A 17,668-nucleotide genomic window follows, 5' to 3' on the forward strand; every position below is an offset into this window, starting at 1 on the left:
CAAGACACGGGAGAGTCGGTCGCCGCCAGGCCTGCCCATCGCAATCGAAAGCGCATGCTCGCACGAGCCCGCGCCGTTCCCTCGACACGAACACCGATCCGGCCCCCGCCGCAGCCTCACACAGGCCGCACGCCCGGCGGGACAAGCCGCACACACTTGGCGCGGGGTGGAGCAGCCCGGTAGCTCGTCAGGCTCATAACCTGAAGGTCACAGGTTCAAATCCTGTCCCCGCAACCAAAACAAGCTCGAACGAAGCCCGCCGCGCCCATAAGCGCGGCGGGCTTTTTCGTGCGAGCCGTCTGCGCGCGGTCCTGCTCGGCCGCGAGGCGCCCCGATACACCTGCGACGCCGCGATGCTGGTCTGCGCCTCCGGTGACCGCGTCGCAATTCCGGCCCGCATCTGCTTCGACTACTCGGCACGTTTGGGTTGCGCCGTCTCTTCCGAGTGTCGAGGGCAGGACTACCCCGGACGAAACGCACGGCCCCGGCACGTGCCCGGCTCACTCCTCAAGGATTTCAAGGTCTTCACAGCCGACATGGCCGGGCTCCACCCGTGCGGCGCGGCCAGGTTCGTGGCGGGAGGTCGGAGTGACATATCCATTGCGCACAAATGAAGTTTTATCAAGCAACGCTCTCTCAGGTTGAGCGTTCAGGAACGCACTTCTTACGCGGTCTACGATGAGAGACTCCTATTCTGAATTTAAGACTTGACCGATTCTGGAAAAGCGCTTGTATCAGACATCCGAAGCGCGACGCAGTGCTTGCGTTCTGGCGAGTTTCGTCACCACGGGAAGGCAACGCACACGTCATGGCCCGATCGAACGGCGGCAATAGCCGCTCCGTCACCCTCGCTGCCGAGATCGTCTCAGCCTATGTGAGCCACAATCATGTGCAGAGCGCGGATCTTCCGGATCTTCTCAACGCCGTGCATTCCGCCCTCAGAGAGGTGGGTCGAGCCGGCGGCGGAGCACGGCCGGCCGTCGCCAAGGCGACCCCGCAGGAGATCCGGCGCTCGGTCACTCCCGACTTTCTAATCTCGTTCGAGGACGGGAAATCCTACAAGACGCTGCGCCGGCACCTCACCCTGCGCGGTCTGACCCCGGAGGCCTACCGCGCCAAGTGGGGCCTCGCGGCCGACTATCCGATGACGGCCCAGAGCTATTCCGAGCAGCGCGCGCAGCTCGCCCGCTCCCTCGGCCTCGGCCAGCAGCGGGCGAAGGCCGCTGCCCCGGATGCCGAGTCCGAGCCGGCGCCTCACCCTGCGGGACGGCGCCGGTCACGCAGCCGAGAGGCCGTCTGACACGGGCCGACAGGCTTGCTGCGACAGGCTTGCGGCGAAGGTGTCGCGGGCCTGCCGCAATCGGCCTCGATAGCGTAGGGCCCCGCAGGGCGTGCCGGCCATCCCGATCCGGCCCGCGCGCCCGCCCTGACGCCGGAGCCCTGCATGCTGACCCGCCTCGTCCTGCCCGCCCTCGTCGCAGCCCTGATGGCCGCCGGCCCGGCCGCGGCGCAGATGGCGCGCACGGAGGCCCGGGAGGCCGGGACGGCGAAAGCCGTGCCCCTCAGCAAGGCCGACGTGCAGCTCTCCTTCGCCCCGGTGGTGAAGCGGGCCTCGCCCTCGGTGGTGAACGTCTACGCCTCCCACGTGGACAAGCGCTCCAGCGCCCGGACCAGCGCCATGGAGGAGTTCATGCGCCGCTTCTTCGGCGAGCCGGAGGGCGGCCGCGGGCCCCGGGGCGACCGGGCGCAGCGCTCGCTCGGCTCGGGCGTGCTGGTGGATGCCGACGGGCTCGTCATCACCAACAACCACGTCATCGACAACATGAACGAGGTGCGGATCGCGCTTGCCGACCGCCGCGAGTTCGAGGCCGCCATCGTGATGCGCGACACCCGCACCGACCTCGCGGTGCTCAAGATCAAGGAGCCGCCGAAGGGCCTCGTGCCGATGCCGTTCGGCGATGCCGACGCCCTTGAGGTCGGCGACTTCGTGATGGCGATCGGCAACCCGTTCGGCGTCGGCCAGACAGTGACGCAGGGCATCGTCTCGGCGCTGGCGCGCACGCAGGTCGGCTCGGCGGACTACCAGTACTTCATCCAGACCGACGCGGCGATCAACCCGGGCAATTCCGGCGGCGCGCTGGTGGACCTGCGCGGCCAGCTCGTCGGCATCAACACGGCGATCTACTCGCAGTCGGGCGGCAGCCACGGCATCGGCTTCGCGATTCCCGTGGGCATGGTCAAGGCGGTGGTCGACGCCGCCCGCGACGGGGCGAACGTCGTACGCCGGCCCTGGCTCGGCGCGCGCATCCAGAGCGTCACCCCCGACATCGCCGACAGCATGGGCCTCGACCACCCGACCGGCGTGCTGGTGGCGAGCCTGCAGGCCAAGAGCCCGGCCGAGGAGGCAGGCCTGAAGCGCGGCGACTTGATCCTCACGGTCGATGGCCAGGAGGTCGCCGACCCGGAAGCCTTCGGCTACCGCTTCGCCCTGAAGGGCGTACAGGGCCAGACCCGCTTCGGGATCCTGCGGGGCACGACCCGTCAGACAGTCTCGGTCAAGCTCGCCCCGGCCCCGGAGACGCGCCCGCGCGACGTGCTCAAGGTGAAGACCCGCTCGCCCTTCCTGGGGGCGACGCTCGTCAACACCTCGCCGGCGGTGGCCGAGGAGATGCAGGTGGACTTCCCGGCCGAGGGCGTGGCCGTGCAGGCGGTGGACGACAACTCCATCGCCGCCCGCGTGGGTCTGCAGAAGGGCGACGTGATCCTCTCGGTCAACGGCATGCCGGTTCCGACCACCAAGGATCTCGATCGCGCCACCCGCAACAGCCTCAATTCCTGGGAAGTGGCGATCAACCGCAACGGCGAGATCCTGACCTCGGTATTCGGCGGCTGAGCCCGAAAGGTCCGACTCCCGGCCCGTGACCGTGGGCAAGCTCCGGCGCCCGGCTTGCGCGCCCGGCCGCGCCCGGTGTTGATGCGCGGATGTCCGACCTGTTCGCCTCCGCGGAGCCGCCCTCCGCGCCGGATCCCGGCCGCCCTCCGGGCGCCGAGGCCGCCCGCCCGCTGGCGGACCGGCTGCGCCCGCAGACCCTCACCGAGGTCGTCGGCCAGGAGCACCTGACCGGGGAGGGCGGTGCGCTCACCCGCCTGCTGCGGGGACGCAGCCTCGGCTCGCTGATCTTCTGGGGACCGCCCGGCACCGGCAAGACCACGGTGGCGCGGCTGCTCGCCCAGGGCACCGACCTGCATTTCGAGCAGATCTCGGCGATTTTTTCGGGCGTGCCCGACCTCCGCAAGGTGTTCGAGGCCGCCCGCAAGCGTCGGGTGACCGGGCAGGGGACCTTGCTGTTCGTGGACGAGATCCACCGGTTCAACCGGGCGCAGCTCGACGCCTTCCTGCCGGTGATGGAGGACGGCACCGTCACGCTGGTGGGCGCGACGACGGAGAACCCCTCCTTCGAGTTGAACGCCGCGCTCCTGTCCCGCGCCCGGGTGCTGCTGTTCCGGGCGCTGGATCCGGGCGCCATCGCGCGGCTGCTGGTCCGGGCCGAGGCGCTGACCGGCCAGGCCCTGCCGCTCACCGAGGAGGCGCGCGGCGTGCTGGTCCGCATGGCCGACGGCGACGGCCGGGCGGCCCTGACGCTCGCGGAGGAGGTCTGGCGCTCGGCCCGGCCCGGCGAGACCCTCGACGCCGAGGCGCTACAGGAGATCGTGCAGCGGCGCGCGCCGATCTACGACAAGGCGCAGGAGGGCCACTACAACCTGATCTCGGCGCTCCACAAGACGGTGCGCGGCTCGGATCCGGACGCGGCGCTCTACTACCTCTGCCGGATGCTCGATGCCGGCGAGGACCGGCTGTTCATCGCCCGCCGGCTGGTGCGCATGGCGGTGGAGGATATCGGGCTCGCCGACCCGCAGGCCCTGGTGGTGGCCAACGCCGCCAAGGACGCGTTCGACTTCCTCGGCAGCCCCGAAGGCGAGCTGGCCCTCGCCCAGGCGGCGATCTACCTCGCCTGCGCGCCGAAATCGAACGCCGTCTACGAGGCCTACAAGGCCGCGACGCGGTTGGCCAAGGAGGCGGGCTCCCTGCCGCCGCCGCGCACGATCCTCAACGCCCCGACCAAGCTGATGAAGCGGATCGGCTACGGCGAGGGCTACCGCTACGACCACGACGAGCCCGACGCCTTCTCGGGCCAGGATTACTGGCCCGACGCGCTGGGGCGCCAGCACCTCTACGCGCCCACGGAGCGCGGCTACGAGACAAGGCTGGCCGAGCGCCTCGAACGGTGGGAGGCGCTGCGGAAGGCGCGGCGCGGGGAGGGGTAGGCGGCCTCAAAGATCGAGGGGCGCGTTGTCGATCACCTCCTTCATCACGAAGAAGGTCCGGGTCTGGCGCACCCCCGGCAGGCCGATCAGCGTGGCGCTGTGGAGGCGGTTGAAGTCGGCCATGTCGGAGACGCGGATCTTCAGCATGTAGTCGAAATCGCCGGCCACGAGGTGGCAGTCGAGGAGCACGGGGATCGCCCGTACGGCCGCCTCGAACTCGGAGAAGCTCTCGGGCGTGGAGCGGTCGAGGACGACGCCGACGAAGACCAGGGTGCCGCGCCCGACCCGCATCGGGTCGATCAGGGCCCGGACCGCCCGCACGAACCCGTCCGCGAACAGGCGCTGGATCCGGCGGTGGCAGGTGGCCGCGCTGGTGCCGACCCGCTCGGCGATCTCGGCATTCGCCATGCGTCCGTCCGTCTGGAGGAGACGGAGGATCTTCTGGTCGATCCGGTCGAGCCCTGGCGACATGAACGATTCTTTCGGAAAAGGCCCGCGAGCTGGAACTGTCTGCAGCCAAAAGGATCAGTGGCGCAAGTCATCGGATATCAAATCCGAAAGATCGAGAGCACCTTTCATCGCGAATCGGATAGCTTTTCCTGCGCCTCGAAGACGGAGCCGGGCCTCGCGCCGGGCCGTCGCCGAGGCCTCGCTTCGACGCACCCGGGCGGACCAAGACCGCTGCTGCCTCCGGGGGCGCCCCGAGACCCGGAGAGACCCGATGCTGGACAAGTTCGAGCGCTATCCCCTGACCTTCGGCCCGACGCCGATCGAGCCGCTCAAGCGCCTGACGGCCCATCTCGGCGGCGAGGTCGAGCTCTACGCCAAGCGCGAGGATTGCAATTCCGGGCTCGCCTACGGCGGCAACAAGCTGCGCAAGCTCGAGTACATCGTGCCGGACGCGATCAAGAGCGGCGCCGACACGCTGGTGTCGATCGGCGGCGTGCAGTCGAACCACACCCGCATGGTCGCGGCGGTCGCCGCCAAGATCGGGATGAAGTGCCGGCTGATCCAGGAGGCCTGGGTGCCGCACGAGGACGCGGTCTACGACCGGGTCGGCAACATCCTCCTGTCGCGGATCATGGGCGCGCAGACGCAGCTCGTGGATGACGGCTTCGACATCGGCATCCGCGATTCGTGGAAGCGGGCGCTCGCCGAGGTCGAGGCCGAGGGCGGCAAGCCCTACGCGATCCCGGCCGGCGCCTCGGTGCACAAATACGGCGGGCTCGGCTATGTCGGCTTCGCCGAGGAGGTGCGCCGCCAGGAGGCCGAGATGGGCCTACGCTTCGACTACGTGGTGGTCTGCACGGTGACGGGCTCGACCCATGCCGGCATGCTGGTGGGCTTCTTGGCCGACGGGCGCGCCCGCAACATCATCGGCATCGACGCCTCCTGCACCCCGGCCCAGACCAAGGCCCAGGTCCTCGACATCGCCCAGAACACCGCCGCCCTGGTCGGCGCGGGCGACATCGTGGCCGACGACGTGGTGCTCAACGAGGATTACGCCTACCCGGTCTACGGCGTGCCGTCGAAGGAAACCGTGGAGGCGATCCGGCTCTCGGCCCGGCTCGAGGGCATGATCACCGACCCGGTCTACGAGGGGAAGTCGATGCAGGGCATGATCGACCTCGTGAAGAAGGGTTTCTTCCCGAAGGGCTCGAAGGTGCTCTACGCCCATCTCGGCGGCGCGCCGGCGCTGAACGGCTACAGCTACACGTTCCGCAACGGCTGAGGCCTTCGGCACCGCCGTCCTTGCGAGCGGAGCGAAGCAATCCAGCAGCGCCACGCTTCCTGACGTGGCGCGACCCTGGGTCACTGCGCTGCGCTCGTGATGACGGAGAGGGTCACCGCAACGGGAGCGTTCAAGCGAAACCGAGTGAGGCGGATCGGCCAGATCCCTCACCTCCCTTCGCTCCTCCCTCATCCTGAGGTACGGCGCAGCAGCCTCGGAGGAGGGCTCCAGGGATCGCGCGGCTGGCTGGAGCCCGCCTTCGAGGCCTCCGCTGCGCTCCGGCGCCTCAGGATGCGGTCGCACATGGGAAGGGTCGGGCACGCGCGAATCGTTCCGCCCGCCCTATATGGCGGCGCGGAACCCGCACCGGAGAGGGCAGGGATGATCGCACCGGCACGCGCGCTGCTCCTGGCCGCCCTCCTCCTCCTCGGCGGCCCGCCGGCCCGGGCGGCTTCGGGACCGGCCGTGGAGGGCGAGAACGGGATGGTGGTCTCGTCCCAGCGCCTCGCCTCGGAGGTGGGGGCCGACATCCTGAAGGCGGGCGGCAACGCTGTCGATGCCGCGGTGGCGGTGGCTTATGCCGAGGCGGTGGTGAACCCGTGCTGCGGCAACATCGGCGGCGGCGGCTTCCTGGTGCTCCACGCCGCCGACGGTCGCAGCCGCTTCATCAACTTCCGCGAGACGGCCCCGGCGGCGGCGAGCCGAAACATGTATCTCGACGCCTCGGGCAACGTCGTGAAGGGCGCGAGCCTGCGCGGCTGGAAGGCGGCCGGCGTGCCCGGGACCGTGCTGGGCCTCAACACCGCGCTGTCCGAATACGGCACCCTGCCGCTGGCCCAGGTCATGGCGCCGGCGATCCGGCTCGCCCGGGACGGGTTCGTGCTGACCCGGGGCGACACCGACATCCTCGAATCCGGCACCAAGCTGTTCGCCACGCAAGGAAACGTCGCGCGGATCTTCCTGCGCCCGGACGGGAGCCCCTGGCAGCCCGGGGACCGGCTGGTCCAGGCCGACCTTGCCCGCACCCTCCAGGCCATCGCCGACCACGGCGCGGACGCGTTCTACAAGGGCGAGATTCCCCAGACGATCGAGGCGGCGTCGCGGGCGGGCGGCGGGCTCCTGACAGCGGCCGACTTCGCCGCCTACACGGTGACGCAATCCGAGCCGCTGACCTGCCGCTACCGGGGCGCCACGATCCTGTCGGCACCCCCGCCCTCGTCGGGCGGCACCACGCTGTGCGAGATCCTCGGCATCCTCGACGGCTACGACCTGCGCGCGGCGGGGTTCAATTCTGCCCGGAGCGTGCACCTGATGGTCGAGGCCATGAAGCGCGCCTACGCCGACCGCAACCTGCTGCTGGGCGACCCGGCCTTCGTGGACAACCCCGTGGCGCGGCTCCTGTCGCCGGCCTACGCGGAGACGCTGCGGGCCTCGATCCGGCCCGACCGGGCGACGCCGTCAGCCGAGATCCGCCCGGATCCGGGCCTGGAGTCCCGGGAGCGGGCCGAGACCACCCACATCTCGGTGATGGACCGGGCCGGCAACGCGGCCGCGCTGACCTACACGATCAACGGCTATTTCGGCGCCGGGGTGATCGCCGGCGACACGGGGTTCTTCCTGAACGACGAGATGGACGACTTCACGGTCAAGACCGGGGTGCCGAACCTGTTCGGCCTCGTGCAGGGCACGAAGAACGCGATCGCGGCCGGCAAGCGCCCGCTCTCGTCCATGGCGCCCACGATCGTGCTGCGCGACGGCCGGGTGGCGCTGGTGGCGGGCTCGCCGGGGGGCTCGCGGATCATCACGATCAACGCGCAGACGCTGATCAACATGCTGGATTTCGGCATGGAGCCGCAGGAAGCGGTCGACGCCCCGCGCATCCACCACCAGTGGCTGCCCGACACGGTCTACGCCGAGCCCTTCGCGCTCTCGGCGGACACGCAGGCGATCCTGCGGGGCATGGGTCACACGATCGTCGAGCAGAAGCCCTGGGGCGCGCAGGAGCTGATCGCGGTCCGCGCCGCCGCGCCAATCCTTCCCGAGGCGGCCTCCTCGGGCAACGACGCCTCGCGCACGGAGCGGATGCGGCCGGGCCTGCTCTACGGCGCCAACGACAACCGGAGGCCGGCCGGGGCGGCGGTGGGGGAGTAGGGCGCAGACGCTCAGCCCTCGCCGCCCGCCTCCCGGGCCACCGCGCGGAACCCGATGTCGCGCCGGCAGAACCCCTCCGGCCAGTCGATCCGGGCCACCGCCGCGTAGGCGCGGGCCTGGGCATCCGTGACGCTGTCGCCCAAGGCCGTGACCGCCAGGACCCGGCCGCCATCGGCCAGCAACTGCCCGTCCTCGGCGCGGGTGCCGGCCTGGAAGACGAACACGCCGTCGCCCTCGGCGGCGTCGACGCCGCGGATGACCGAGCCCCGGACCACGGCCCCCGGATAGCCCGCCGCCGCCATCACCACGGTGAGCGCGGCCCGGTGGGCGTCGAATTCCAGGCTCACGCCCGAGAGATCGCCCTCGCAGGCCGAGAGCAGCGCCGGCACGAGGTCGGAGGACAGGCGCGGCATCAGCACCTGGGCCTCGGGGTCGCCGAAGCGGGTGTTGTACTCGATCAGCTTGGGGCCGTCGGCGGTGAGCATCAGGCCGGCATAGAGGATGCCGGTGAACGGGCAGCCGCGCGCCCGCATGCCGCTGAGCGTCGGCGCGATGATCTCGGCCATGACCCGGGCCTCGATCTCCGGGGTGACGACTCGGGCCGGGGAATAGGCGCCCATGCCGCCGGTGTTGGGGCCGCGGTCGCCGTCGAACACGCGCTTGTGGTCCTGCGCGGTGCCGAGCGGGATCGCCCGGGTGCCGTCGCAGAGTGCAAAAAAACTCGCCTCCTCGCCGAACAGGCACTCCTCGACCACCACCTCGGCACCCGGCTCCGCGAACAGGGCGGCCAGCGCGTCCTCGGCCTGGTCCAGGGTCTCGGCGACGGTGACGCCCTTGCCGGCGGCGAGCCCGTCGGCCTTCACGACGATCGGGGCGCCCTGCTGCCGGGTATAGGCCAGCGCCGGCTCCAGTTCGGTGAAGCGCGCGAAGGCGGCCGTGGGGATGCCGCAGGCGGCGCAGAGATCCTTGGTGAAGCCCTTGGAGCCTTCGAGCCGGGCGGCGTCGCGGGTCGGCCCGAAGGCGCGGATCCCGGCGGCCTTCAAGTCGTCCACCAGACCGGCGACCAGGGGCGCCTCAGGTCCGACGACCACGAGGCCGATCGACTCCGCGGCGCAGAAGGCCGCTACGGCGGCGTGGTCCGTGACGGAGAGGTCCGACCGATTGGTCCCGTGACGGGCCGTGCCGGGATTGCCCGGCGCCGTGAACAGACGGGTGCAGAGGGGGCTCTGGGCCAGTCGCCAGGCCAGGGCGTGCTCGCGGCCGCCGGAGCCGATCAGCAGGATGTTCATGCGCACGCCACCATGGGCATAGCTTCTGGGTGAAGCCTGTCGGCGGGGAAAGGCTTTTTTCGGGCTTTCCCCGCTCCGCCCGGAGTTCGCAGCGGTCCACGCCGCTCAGCAGCCGATGCACACGCTCGTGTTGACTCCGCCGCCGCCCCGCCGCGCGATCCCGTGGCGGCCGACATGGCGGCCCACACGGACACCCCGGTAGGGCACATAGGGTCCGTAGCCGTAGGGATCGAACTGGACGTTGCGCTGGATCGTCTGGTTGAGCGTGTTGAAGTCCGTCACCCGCTGCTGGTTGAGGGTCCGGATCTGGCTCTGCAGGGCGAACGACGCGTTGGCGGCGTTCGGGTCGTTCTGCTGCACCTGCGCCGAGGCCGCCCCCGCCGGGAGGGCGAGCGCCAGGGCGAGGAGCGCGCGGGACGCGGCGCGCATGAGTCTCTCCGTGCGATGATCGATCCGACTACAAGCGATCGACGCGCCAGGGTCGGGCCAAGTTCCGGGGCGCGTCAACCCGGCACGACCGGCGCCTTCACCGGAGAGAGCGCGTCGACCTGCTTCGGATCCAGCCCGGTATGGGCCTGCACCAGGGGGTGCGGGGTCAGCGCCAGCCACTGCGTGAGCGAGATGTCGGCGTAGCGCGGGCTCTTGAACATCTCCAGGAAGGTCAGCACCGTGTCGCCGGTGTTCTCGATGTAGTGGCCCATGGCGAAGGGCACGTAGCCCACGTCGCCGGCTTGGTAGTCGAAGGTGCGGGCCTTCGATTCCGAGCCGAACACCGTCATCCGCCCCCGGCCGGAGAGGTAGTATTGCCACTCGTCGCTGTTGGGGTGCCAGTGCAGCTCGCGCAGGCCCCCGGGCTCGACCTCGACGAGGGCGGCGGCGATGTTGGTCGAGGCCGGGAACACGATGGAATCGGTGATGCGCACGCTGCCGCTCTTCGTGCGCAGCGGCTCCTGCGCCAGCATCCGGTGGCTGAAGGTCTTGGGCACCGGCCCGGAGCCGCCCATCCTGTCGGCCGCGAGCGGCCCCGGCATGGGGCCGGGGAAGATGTAGAGCTCCTTCTCGGGGACATTGGCGAACGCGCTCTCCGGCAGGCCGCAGTTCTTGGCGAGCACGTCCTTCGGCGTGTGCGCGAGCCAGTCGGTCAGCAGGAAGGTGGAATCCTCCGAGAAGCCGCCGTCGTCGAACACCAGCAGGAACTCGCAGCCGTCCACCCCGTCGGCCGAGAGGCCCTGGATGGAGTGCGGGATGCCGCCGGGGAAGTACCAGAGGTCGCCTTCGCCGACGTCGTCCGCGAAGGTGCGCCCGTCCTGATCGATCGCGGTGATCCGGGCCTTGCCCTTGATCATGTAGGACCACTCGGCCTCCTTGTGCCAGTGCATCTCGCGGACCACGCCGGCCTTGAGCCGCATGTTGACCCCCGCCATGGCCTTCGAGACCGGCAGCTCGCGGATCGTGGTCTGGCGCGCCCAGCCGCCCTTCTCCAGCCGCATGTGGCTGTCCGCGAACGACCATTTCAGGTTCGGCATGGTGCCGTGGTCGGTGGCGGGCGGCGCCAGGGTGAAGGGCTCCTCGGCGGCCCGGGGGCGGTTCTGCGGGCCCAGGATGTCGGCCCCCTTGCCGCCGCGCTCGGGCGCGACCGGAAGAGCGGATTGCGCCGCCGCGGAGGACGCTGCCATGGCGCCGCCGGCGGCCGCGATGACGGCGCGCCTGGAGATCTCGGTCATTACGGGTCGGTCCCTGGAGTTTTGCAGGGTAACCGGGGGCGGGCTCGGAGGATCCGGGAACGGCCCGCATCCCGCGCTGCGGCATCTCGCCCGGAGCCCGCGCGTCGTCTATGCATTGAATACAGCGCTGGACGCGTTCCGGTCGGCACGCGCCGACGCGGACTTCGACGCGCGGCGCGACCCGGGGGCGAGGATGGCGGACGCGGATCGTTCAGCTGCGGGGGAAGCCCGCGGCTCCGCTTCGGGCGGCCGCCTGTGGCTCGTCCTGCTCGCGCTGGCGGGCGCCGGGTTCCTCGGCTACCGCCACTGGCCGGAACAGTCCCGGGCGGCGAGCCCGCCGCCGGCCGTCGAGACGAAGCCGCCGAGCGTGCGGGTCGCCCGGGCCGTGCGGGCCTCCGGTCCCCTGAGCCTGACCCAGACCGGCACGACGCAGGCCTTCGACACGGCGAGCCTGTACCCGCGGGCGACCGGCTACATCGTCGAGCGCAAGGTCGACATCGGCACGCATGTGCGGAAGGGCGACCTGCTGTTCCGGATCAGCGCGCCCGACCTCGACCAGCAGCTTGTCCAGGCGCAGTCGCAGGTGCTGCAGCTGCAGGCGGCGCTGATCCAGGCGCGCGCGATGGTCGACCAGGCCGAGGCCAACCGCCACCTCGCGGACGTGACCAACCGTCGGACCTCGACGCTCGCCGGTACGGGGATCGAGACCCGGCAGAACGCCGACACGTCCCAGGCCGGGGTGTTGGCTCAGACCGCCAACGTCGACGCCGCCAAGGCCGCCGTCAAGGTCGCGGAGGCCAATATCGCCGCGCAGGAGGCGCAGGTCGCCCGGCTCAAGGTCCTGACCGGCTTCGAGGAGATCCGCGCGCCCTTCGACGGGGTGGTGACGGCCCGCAACAACGATGTCGGCGACGCGGTCACGGCGGACACGAACACTGGCGCGCCGCTCCTGATGCTGGCGCGGGACGACGTGCTGCGCATGGCGGTGAACGTGCCGCTCTACGCCGCCGACGGCGTCCGCGACGGGCTCGACGCCCGGATCGAGGTGGCGCAGATCCCCGGCAAGGTCTTCCCCGGGAAGGTCTCGCGCTCCTCGACGACGCTGCTCTCCGCGGCGCGGATCCTGGTGACGCAGGTCGACATCCCCAACCCGGACGGGCTCCTCCGGGCGGGCCTCTACATCACCATCACGCTGGAGATCCCGCGGGTCTCGCCGGCCGTGACGGTGCCGAACGACGCCCTGATCTTCGACCAGAACGGGACCCGGGTGGCGGTGGTCGAGACAGAATCGGACGGGTGCGCGGTGGCGCGGATGCGCCCGGTCACGATCTTCCGACAGACCCGCTCGGCCCTGGAGCTGCGCTCCGGCCTCACCGGGGACGAGCGGGTCGTGGTGGGGCCGCCGGCGTCCTTGCGCGACGGCGACCGGGTCGCGCCGCAGCCGGAGGGCAAGGCGGGGGCGTGAGGCCGCCGAGGCGGTGACGGAGCGAGACGAACCGGCACCTTCGCTCCAACCCGCTCCCATGCGGAGGGAGGCCTGGCCTCAGCCCTCCAGCCGCGCCCGGCCGTCGGTGCGGGCGAGGCGCGCCAGCAGGTACTCGACCTCGGCCTTCGCCTGTGCGGTCAGCGCCTGCGAGGGTTTGCGCTGCGCGTCCGATGAAAAAATCCCCCGGCGCATGAACACGTACTTGCGCACCGCGAGCCCCAGCGGACCCTGCTGCTGCTCGTAGCGGAGATAGGGGAGGTGGGCGTCGAACAGGTCATGGGCGGCGTCGCGCTCGCCCGCCCGGCCCAGGCGAACCACATCGACCAGCATCTCCGGGAAGGCGTAGCCGGTATTGGCCCCGTCGGCACCGCGCTCGGTCTCGAAATCGAGGAACAGGCCGCCGTTGCCGACCAGGATCGAGATGTGGCGCATGGATCCGTCACGCTCGAAGCCGCGCAGCGTCGAGATCTTCTCCAGGCCCGGCCAGTCCTCGTGCTTGAGCATCACGCAGGACGCGTTCTCGGACACGATCCGGCGGATCACCGCCGGACTCATCTGCACCGAGAAGGTGAGGGGATAATCCTGCAGCACGAACGGCACGTCCGGGCCCACCGCCTCGGCGGCGTTCCGAAAATAGCCGACCACCTGATCGTCGGTGCGCAGGGTGTTGGGCGGGGCGATCATCACGCCGGCCGCGCCGAGATCCATCACCTCCCGGGCGAGGGAGCGCATGGCCGCGAAGCCCGGCGCCGTGACGCCGACGATCACCGGCAGCCGGGTGCGCCCGAGGACGCGCTTGGCCACCGCGATCCCCTCCGCGTGGTCGAGCTTTCCGGCTTCGCCGAGCTGGCCGAGGATCGTCAGCCCGTCGACCCCTGCGGCACCGAAGAAGTCGGTCATGCGGTCGAGGGAGGCCTCGTCGATCCGGCCGTCCGGGTGGAACGGCGTCGGGGCGATCGGCACGACGCCGCTTATGTCGCTGGTGAGGGGCATTCCGGTCTCTTCCTCCGTCGCAGGACGATGCGGGCGGGGACCATAGGCCGGCCTGACGGGAAAATCTTTAGGCTGTCACGCGATGGCAGGGCCACGGGCCGGGATGCCACGACGGGCACCGCGCGTCTTGCCCCCCCCCGCTGAGCTACGGATCCACACATCTCGGCTTGGGGCCAACACATTGAAGGGCGGGCGCTTTTTCCCTCCTCCTGGCGGGGAGGGGATAGGGGTGGGGGTTGGTTCAGAAGGAACCACCGCGCCTCATCCCGCACCACCCCCACGCGGGATCTGCGATCCCCAAACTCCTCCCCACAAGGGGTAGGAGAGCGCGCCCCGGCCAGAGATGTGTGAATTTTGTAGCCCGCAAATGGGGGAGGGTGGGTGCCTCGCAGATCGGGAGCGCCAGTCCTGGCAAACGGCCGCGGAAGGCTGCGCCTCAGGCCCGGACCTTCGTCGGGCGGACAGCCGGTGCGCTGGCGGCAGCCCGGCCCCGCCGGCCCGAGCGCCCGGCCAATGCCACCGAGCCCTGCTGGAGCGCGATGAAGGCGAAGAGCAGCAGGCCGGTGGCGATCTTGGTCCACCAGCTCGACAAGGTGCCGTCGAAGGTGATGGCCGTCTGGATCAGGCCGCCGATCATCACCCCCAGGAAGGTGCCCGGCAGGCCGCCCTGGCCGCCGGTCAGCAGCGTGCCGCCGATCACCACGGCCGCGATCGCATCGAGTTCCACCCCCACCGCCGAGAGCGGCGTGCCCGAGGCGGTGTCGAGGGAGAACACGATCCCGGCGAGCGCGGCGAGCAGGCTCGACAGGGCGTAGACCGCCACGATGTTGCGCCCGACCCGCACGCCCATGAGCACCGTCGTCTGGCGGCTGCCGCCGAGGGCGTAGACCCTCGCGCCAAAGCGGGTCGCGTGGAGCAGCACCCCGCCCGCCAGGAACACGGCCAGCATCACCCCCGCCGTCAGGGTCAGCCGGCCGCCGCCGGGCAGGTGCAAGGCGAGGTCGGAGACCGCGCCGTAGAGGGGCGCGTCGATCGGGACCGACTCGGTGGACATCAGGAAGCCGGCGCCCCGCGCTAGGAACATTCCGGCCAGCGTCACGATGAAAGGCGGCATGTCGAAGACGTGGATCAGCGCGCCCATCGCGGCTCCGAACAGGGCCGCCGCCAGGAGCACGATCCCGAAGGCGGCGAGCGGCGGGATCCCCCAGCGCTGGATGGCCTGCGCCAGGAACACCGTGGTGAACCCCACCACCGAGCCGACCGAGAGGTCGATGCCGCCCGCGATGATCACGAAGGTCGTGCCGACCGCCACGATGCCCAGGAAGGCGCTGTCGGTGAGCAGGTTGCCGACGACCCGGGTGGTCAGGAAGGCGGGGTACTGCGTCGCGCACAGGCCGTAGCCCGCCGCGAACAGGAGCGCGGCGACGAGGACCGGGAGATTGCGGCTCATCGCGGGCTCCGCAGCAGCAGGGTCAGGCCCGCGAGGCGCGGCGATTGCAGCAGGAGCACCGCCAGCACCACCGCGGCCTTGACCACGAGGTTGAGTTCCGGCGGCAGGCCGGAGAGCAGGATCCCGGTGTTCATCGCCTGGATCAGGAAGGCCCCGAGCACCGCCAGCCACAGGCTGAACCGGCCGCCGAGGAGCGACGAGCCCGCCACCACCACGGCCAGGATCGCGTCGAGTTCGAGCCACAGCCCGGCATTGTTGGCGTCCGCTCCCAGGATGTCGGCCGCCGCGACCACGCCCGCCAGCGCCGCGCAGAAGCCGCTCCAGGCATAGACCGCCAGCGTCACCGCGCGTGTGTCGATGCCGGCGAGCGCGCTCGCCCGCGCGTTGCCGCCGGTCGCCTCGATCATCAGGCCGAAAGCCGTGCCGCGCACCAGCGCGAGGGTCACGAGCAGCATCCCGAGGGCCAGCACCACTGGCATCGGCACCCCCAAGAGCGCGCCGCCGCCGAGAAACGCGAGGTCGGGCGAGGCGAAGGTGACGATCCGCCCCTCGGTGATCAGCTGGGCGATGCCGCGGCCCGCGACCATCAGGATCAGGGTGGCGACGATCGGCTGGATGCGCAGCACCGCCACGAGGAGGCCGTTCCACAGCCCGCAGAGGAGCCCCGTGGCCAAAGCCGCCGCGAGCACCAGGGGCAGGGGCTGGCTGTCGGCGAGGCTCGCCGCCACGGCGCCCGCGATCGCCATCACGGCGCCCACCGACAGGTCGATGCCCCCGGTGGCCACCACCAGCACCATGCCGAGCGACAGGAGTGCCACCGGGGCGCCGCGGTTGAACACGTCGATCAGGCTGCCGAACAGGCGCCCGTCCTGCCAGTGCACGTCGAGGAATTGCGGTGCGACCAGCCGGTCGGCCAGCAGCACGGCCAGGAAGGCGAGGAGCTGGGGCGCCCCGGCGCGCAGCGCGCGCATCAGACGGACTCCGCCATGACCGCAGGCGCTTCCGCCGCGATGGCCCGGAGGATGGCGGTGACGTCGATCGCCCCGTCGGCGAGTTCGGCCACCTGGGCGCGGTCGCGCATCACGATCACCCGTTCGGAATAGGTCACGATCTCCTCCAGCTCGGACGAGATCACCAGCAGGGCGAGGCCGGCGTCGCACAGGCTCCGGATCAGCCGGATGATCTCCGCGTGCGCCCCGACATCGATGCCCCGGGTCGGCTCGTCGAGGATCAGCAGGCGCGGCTCGGTGGCGAGCCAGCGCGCCAGCAGCGCCTTCTGCTGGTTGCCCCCGGACAGGAGCCCGATCGGCCGCTCCGGATCGGGCGGGCGGATGTCGAGCTTGGCGATGAAGGCGCGGGCGATCCGGTCCTGCGCGGCCCGGCCGAGGGGCCGGAACGGACCCTTCCGAGCCTGGAGAGCCAGCACGATGTTCTCCCGCACGGTCAGGTCGGCGACGAGGCCGTCGGTCTTGCGCTCCTCCGGGCAGTAGCCGAGGCGGTGGCGCAGCGCGTCCCGGGGGCCGGCGATCCGGGTGGGCTTCCCGTCGAGGAGGATGCGGCCCTGGTCCGGCCGCTCGGCGCCGAACAGCAGGCGGGCCGTCTCGGTCCGCCCGGAGCCGAGGAGGCCGGCGAGGCCCACCACCTCGCCGCCCGCCACCGACAGGTCGACGGGCCGGAGATAGCCGGCCTTGCCGAGTTTTTCCGCGCGCAGGACCGGCGGCCCGGCCTTAGTCCGCCGGCCCCCCGGCCCCGTCTCCACCCGCTCCTCTTCATCGGCGAGGTCGCGCCCCAGCATCGTGTGCACGAGATCGAGGCGCGGGAAATCCGCGGTCTCGCGCTCGGTTACCAGCCGGCCGTTGCGCAGGACCGTGATCCGGTCGGTGATGGCGTAGACCTGCTCCAGGAAATGGGTCACGAACACGATGCCGATGCCTTGCGCGGCCAGCCGGCGCATCACGCCGAACAGCACCGCGACTTCGTGCGCGTCGAGGCTCGCGGTCGGCTCGTCGAGGATCAGCACCCGGGCCGAGAGATCCACCGCCCGGGCGATCGCCACGAGGTGCTGCACCGCCACCGGGAAGCTCCCGAGCGGCGCGCCGACATCGATGGACAGGCCGAACTCGGCCAGCCGCGCGGCCGCGCGCCGCCGCATCGCCCGGCCGCGGACGAGGCCGAACCGGGTCGGCTCGCGGCCGAGAAAGAGATTCTGCGCCACGGTGAGGTTCGGCAGCAGGCCGACCTCCTGGTAGACCGTGGCGATGCCGGCCCGGCCCGCTTCCTCGGCCGAGCGCGGCGCGATCGGCCCGCCGTCGAGCCGGACCTCGCCGGCATCGCGCCGGACGATTCCGGTCACGGTCTTGATGAAGGTCGATTTGCCGGCGCCGTTCTCGCCCAGCAGGGCGTGGATCTCCCCCCGGCGCAGGGTGAAGTCGACCCCCGCGAGGGCCTGGTGCCCGGCGAAGCTCTTGGAGAGCCCGCGGACGCTGAGAAGGGGCGTGTCGGACACGGGCCCGCTCG

The 17,668-nt window shown here is 71.1% G+C and carries 14 protein-coding genes and 1 tRNA gene; 7 read left to right on the forward strand and 8 right to left on the reverse strand.

Annotation, left to right across the window (positions count from 1 at the left end):
* Positions 1-160: 160 nt before the first annotated feature.
* The 4 genes from ACLBX9_RS11735 to ACLBX9_RS11750 all read left to right on the forward strand — a co-directional run bounded on the left by ACLBX9_RS11735 (position 161) and on the right by ACLBX9_RS11750 (position 4,326).
* Positions 161-237 (forward strand) — tRNA-Met (locus ACLBX9_RS11735).
* Between the two features lie 571 nt (positions 238-808).
* Complete coding sequence (locus ACLBX9_RS11740; protein WP_010686432.1) at positions 809-1,300, forward strand: MucR family transcriptional regulator; 492 nt, start codon at positions 809-811, stop codon at positions 1,298-1,300.
* 144 nt (positions 1,301-1,444) lie between these two features.
* On the forward strand, positions 1,445-2,893 hold the full coding sequence (locus ACLBX9_RS11745; RefSeq protein WP_447719037.1) for a Do family serine endopeptidase: 1,449 nt from the start codon (positions 1,445-1,447) through the stop codon (positions 2,891-2,893).
* 89 nt (positions 2,894-2,982) lie between these two features.
* Positions 2,983-4,326 (forward strand): replication-associated recombination protein A, encoded by a 1,344-nt coding sequence (locus ACLBX9_RS11750; RefSeq protein ID WP_447719038.1) that lies wholly within the window; start codon positions 2,983-2,985, stop codon positions 4,324-4,326.
* Positions 4,327-4,332: 6 nt separating this feature from the next.
* Here the strand turns inward: ACLBX9_RS11750 and ACLBX9_RS11755 are convergent, their stop codons facing one another.
* Positions 4,333-4,797, reverse strand: a complete 465-nt coding sequence (locus ACLBX9_RS11755; RefSeq protein WP_447719039.1) for an Lrp/AsnC family transcriptional regulator — start codon at positions 4,795-4,797, stop codon at positions 4,333-4,335.
* A 250-nt stretch (positions 4,798-5,047) separates the two neighbouring features.
* Here ACLBX9_RS11755 and ACLBX9_RS11760 point away from each other — a divergent pair, with 250 nt between their 5' ends.
* Positions 5,048-6,058 carry a 1-aminocyclopropane-1-carboxylate deaminase gene (locus tag ACLBX9_RS11760; RefSeq protein ID WP_447719040.1) on the forward strand — a complete coding sequence of 337 codons (1,011 nt, stop codon included), beginning with the start codon at positions 5,048-5,050 and terminating at the stop codon, positions 6,056-6,058.
* 381 nt (positions 6,059-6,439) lie between these two features.
* Positions 6,440-8,209: a gamma-glutamyltransferase gene (gene ggt, locus ACLBX9_RS11765; RefSeq protein WP_447719041.1), complete on the forward strand. Its 1,770-nt coding sequence runs from the start codon at positions 6,440-6,442 to the stop codon at positions 8,207-8,209.
* An 11-nt stretch (positions 8,210-8,220) separates the two neighbouring features.
* On the opposite strand, the gene purD is transcribed toward ggt, so the two are convergent.
* The 3 genes from purD to ACLBX9_RS11780 form a co-directional block, all read right to left on the reverse strand.
* A complete protein-coding gene (purD, locus tag ACLBX9_RS11770) occupies positions 8,221-9,498 on the reverse strand; it encodes a phosphoribosylamine--glycine ligase (RefSeq protein ID WP_447719042.1) in 1,278 nt (425 codons plus the stop codon).
* Positions 9,499-9,603: 105 nt separating this feature from the next.
* A complete protein-coding gene (locus ACLBX9_RS11775; RefSeq protein WP_010686425.1) occupies positions 9,604-9,927 on the reverse strand; it encodes a hypothetical protein in 324 nt (107 codons plus the stop codon).
* A gap of 74 nt (positions 9,928-10,001) precedes the next feature.
* Complete coding sequence (locus ACLBX9_RS11780; protein WP_039894443.1) at positions 10,002-11,222, reverse strand: oxalate decarboxylase family bicupin; 1,221 nt, start codon at positions 11,220-11,222, stop codon at positions 10,002-10,004.
* A 193-nt stretch (positions 11,223-11,415) separates the two neighbouring features.
* Between ACLBX9_RS11780 and ACLBX9_RS11785 the strand changes: the two genes are divergently transcribed.
* Complete coding sequence (locus tag ACLBX9_RS11785) at positions 11,416-12,687, forward strand: efflux RND transporter periplasmic adaptor subunit (RefSeq protein WP_447719043.1); 1,272 nt, start codon at positions 11,416-11,418, stop codon at positions 12,685-12,687.
* Between the two features lie 78 nt (positions 12,688-12,765).
* On the opposite strand, the gene ACLBX9_RS11790 is transcribed toward ACLBX9_RS11785, so the two are convergent.
* The 4 genes from ACLBX9_RS11790 to ACLBX9_RS11805 form a co-directional block, all read right to left on the reverse strand.
* The gene (locus ACLBX9_RS11790) at positions 12,766-13,701 is read right to left on the reverse strand and encodes a dihydrodipicolinate synthase family protein (protein ID WP_010686422.1); all 936 of its coding nucleotides are present in this window, start codon (positions 13,699-13,701) and stop codon (positions 12,766-12,768) included.
* Between the two features lie 436 nt (positions 13,702-14,137).
* Complete coding sequence (gene yjfF / locus ACLBX9_RS11795; RefSeq protein WP_010686421.1) at positions 14,138-15,151, reverse strand: galactofuranose ABC transporter, permease protein YjfF; 1,014 nt, start codon at positions 15,149-15,151, stop codon at positions 14,138-14,140.
* The gene (locus tag ACLBX9_RS11800) at positions 15,148-16,122 is read right to left on the reverse strand and encodes an ABC transporter permease (protein ID WP_447719044.1); all 975 of its coding nucleotides are present in this window, start codon (positions 16,120-16,122) and stop codon (positions 15,148-15,150) included. Before ACLBX9_RS11800 ends, yjfF begins: the two co-directional genes overlap by 4 nt.
* Positions 16,122-17,657, reverse strand: a complete 1,536-nt coding sequence (locus ACLBX9_RS11805) for a sugar ABC transporter ATP-binding protein (protein ID WP_447719045.1) — start codon at positions 17,655-17,657, stop codon at positions 16,122-16,124. Before ACLBX9_RS11805 ends, ACLBX9_RS11800 begins: the two co-directional genes overlap by 1 nt.
* Positions 17,658-17,668: the final 11 nt, after the last annotated feature.

Source organism: Methylobacterium sp. A49B, from assembly GCF_053346215.1.

Coding starts and splice junctions, on each gene's coding strand:
- yjfF (WP_010686421.1), bottom strand. CDS start 15,151: ATGAGCCGCAATCTCCCGGTCCTCGTCGCCGCGCTCCTGTTCGCGGCG.
- ACLBX9_RS11760 (WP_447719040.1), top strand. CDS start 5,048: ATGCTGGACAAGTTCGAGCGCTATCCCCTGACCTTCGGCCCGACGCCG.
- ACLBX9_RS11750 (WP_447719038.1), top strand. CDS start 2,983: ATGTCCGACCTGTTCGCCTCCGCGGAGCCGCCCTCCGCGCCGGATCCC.
- ACLBX9_RS11790 (WP_010686422.1), bottom strand. CDS start 13,701: ATGCCCCTCACCAGCGACATAAGCGGCGTCGTGCCGATCGCCCCGACG.
- ACLBX9_RS11800 (WP_447719044.1), bottom strand. CDS start 16,122: ATGCGCGCGCTGCGCGCCGGGGCGCCCCAGCTCCTCGCCTTCCTGGCC.
- ACLBX9_RS11785 (WP_447719043.1), top strand. CDS start 11,416: ATGGCGGACGCGGATCGTTCAGCTGCGGGGGAAGCCCGCGGCTCCGCT.
- ACLBX9_RS11740 (WP_010686432.1), top strand. CDS start 809: ATGGCCCGATCGAACGGCGGCAATAGCCGCTCCGTCACCCTCGCTGCC.
- ACLBX9_RS11775 (WP_010686425.1), bottom strand. CDS start 9,927: ATGCGCGCCGCGTCCCGCGCGCTCCTCGCCCTGGCGCTCGCCCTCCCG.
- ACLBX9_RS11745 (WP_447719037.1), top strand. CDS start 1,445: ATGCTGACCCGCCTCGTCCTGCCCGCCCTCGTCGCAGCCCTGATGGCC.
- ACLBX9_RS11755 (WP_447719039.1), bottom strand. CDS start 4,797: ATGTCGCCAGGGCTCGACCGGATCGACCAGAAGATCCTCCGTCTCCTC.
- ggt (WP_447719041.1), top strand. CDS start 6,440: ATGATCGCACCGGCACGCGCGCTGCTCCTGGCCGCCCTCCTCCTCCTC.
- ACLBX9_RS11780 (WP_039894443.1), bottom strand. CDS start 11,222: ATGACCGAGATCTCCAGGCGCGCCGTCATCGCGGCCGCCGGCGGCGCC.
- purD (WP_447719042.1), bottom strand. CDS start 9,498: ATGAACATCCTGCTGATCGGCTCCGGCGGCCGCGAGCACGCCCTGGCC.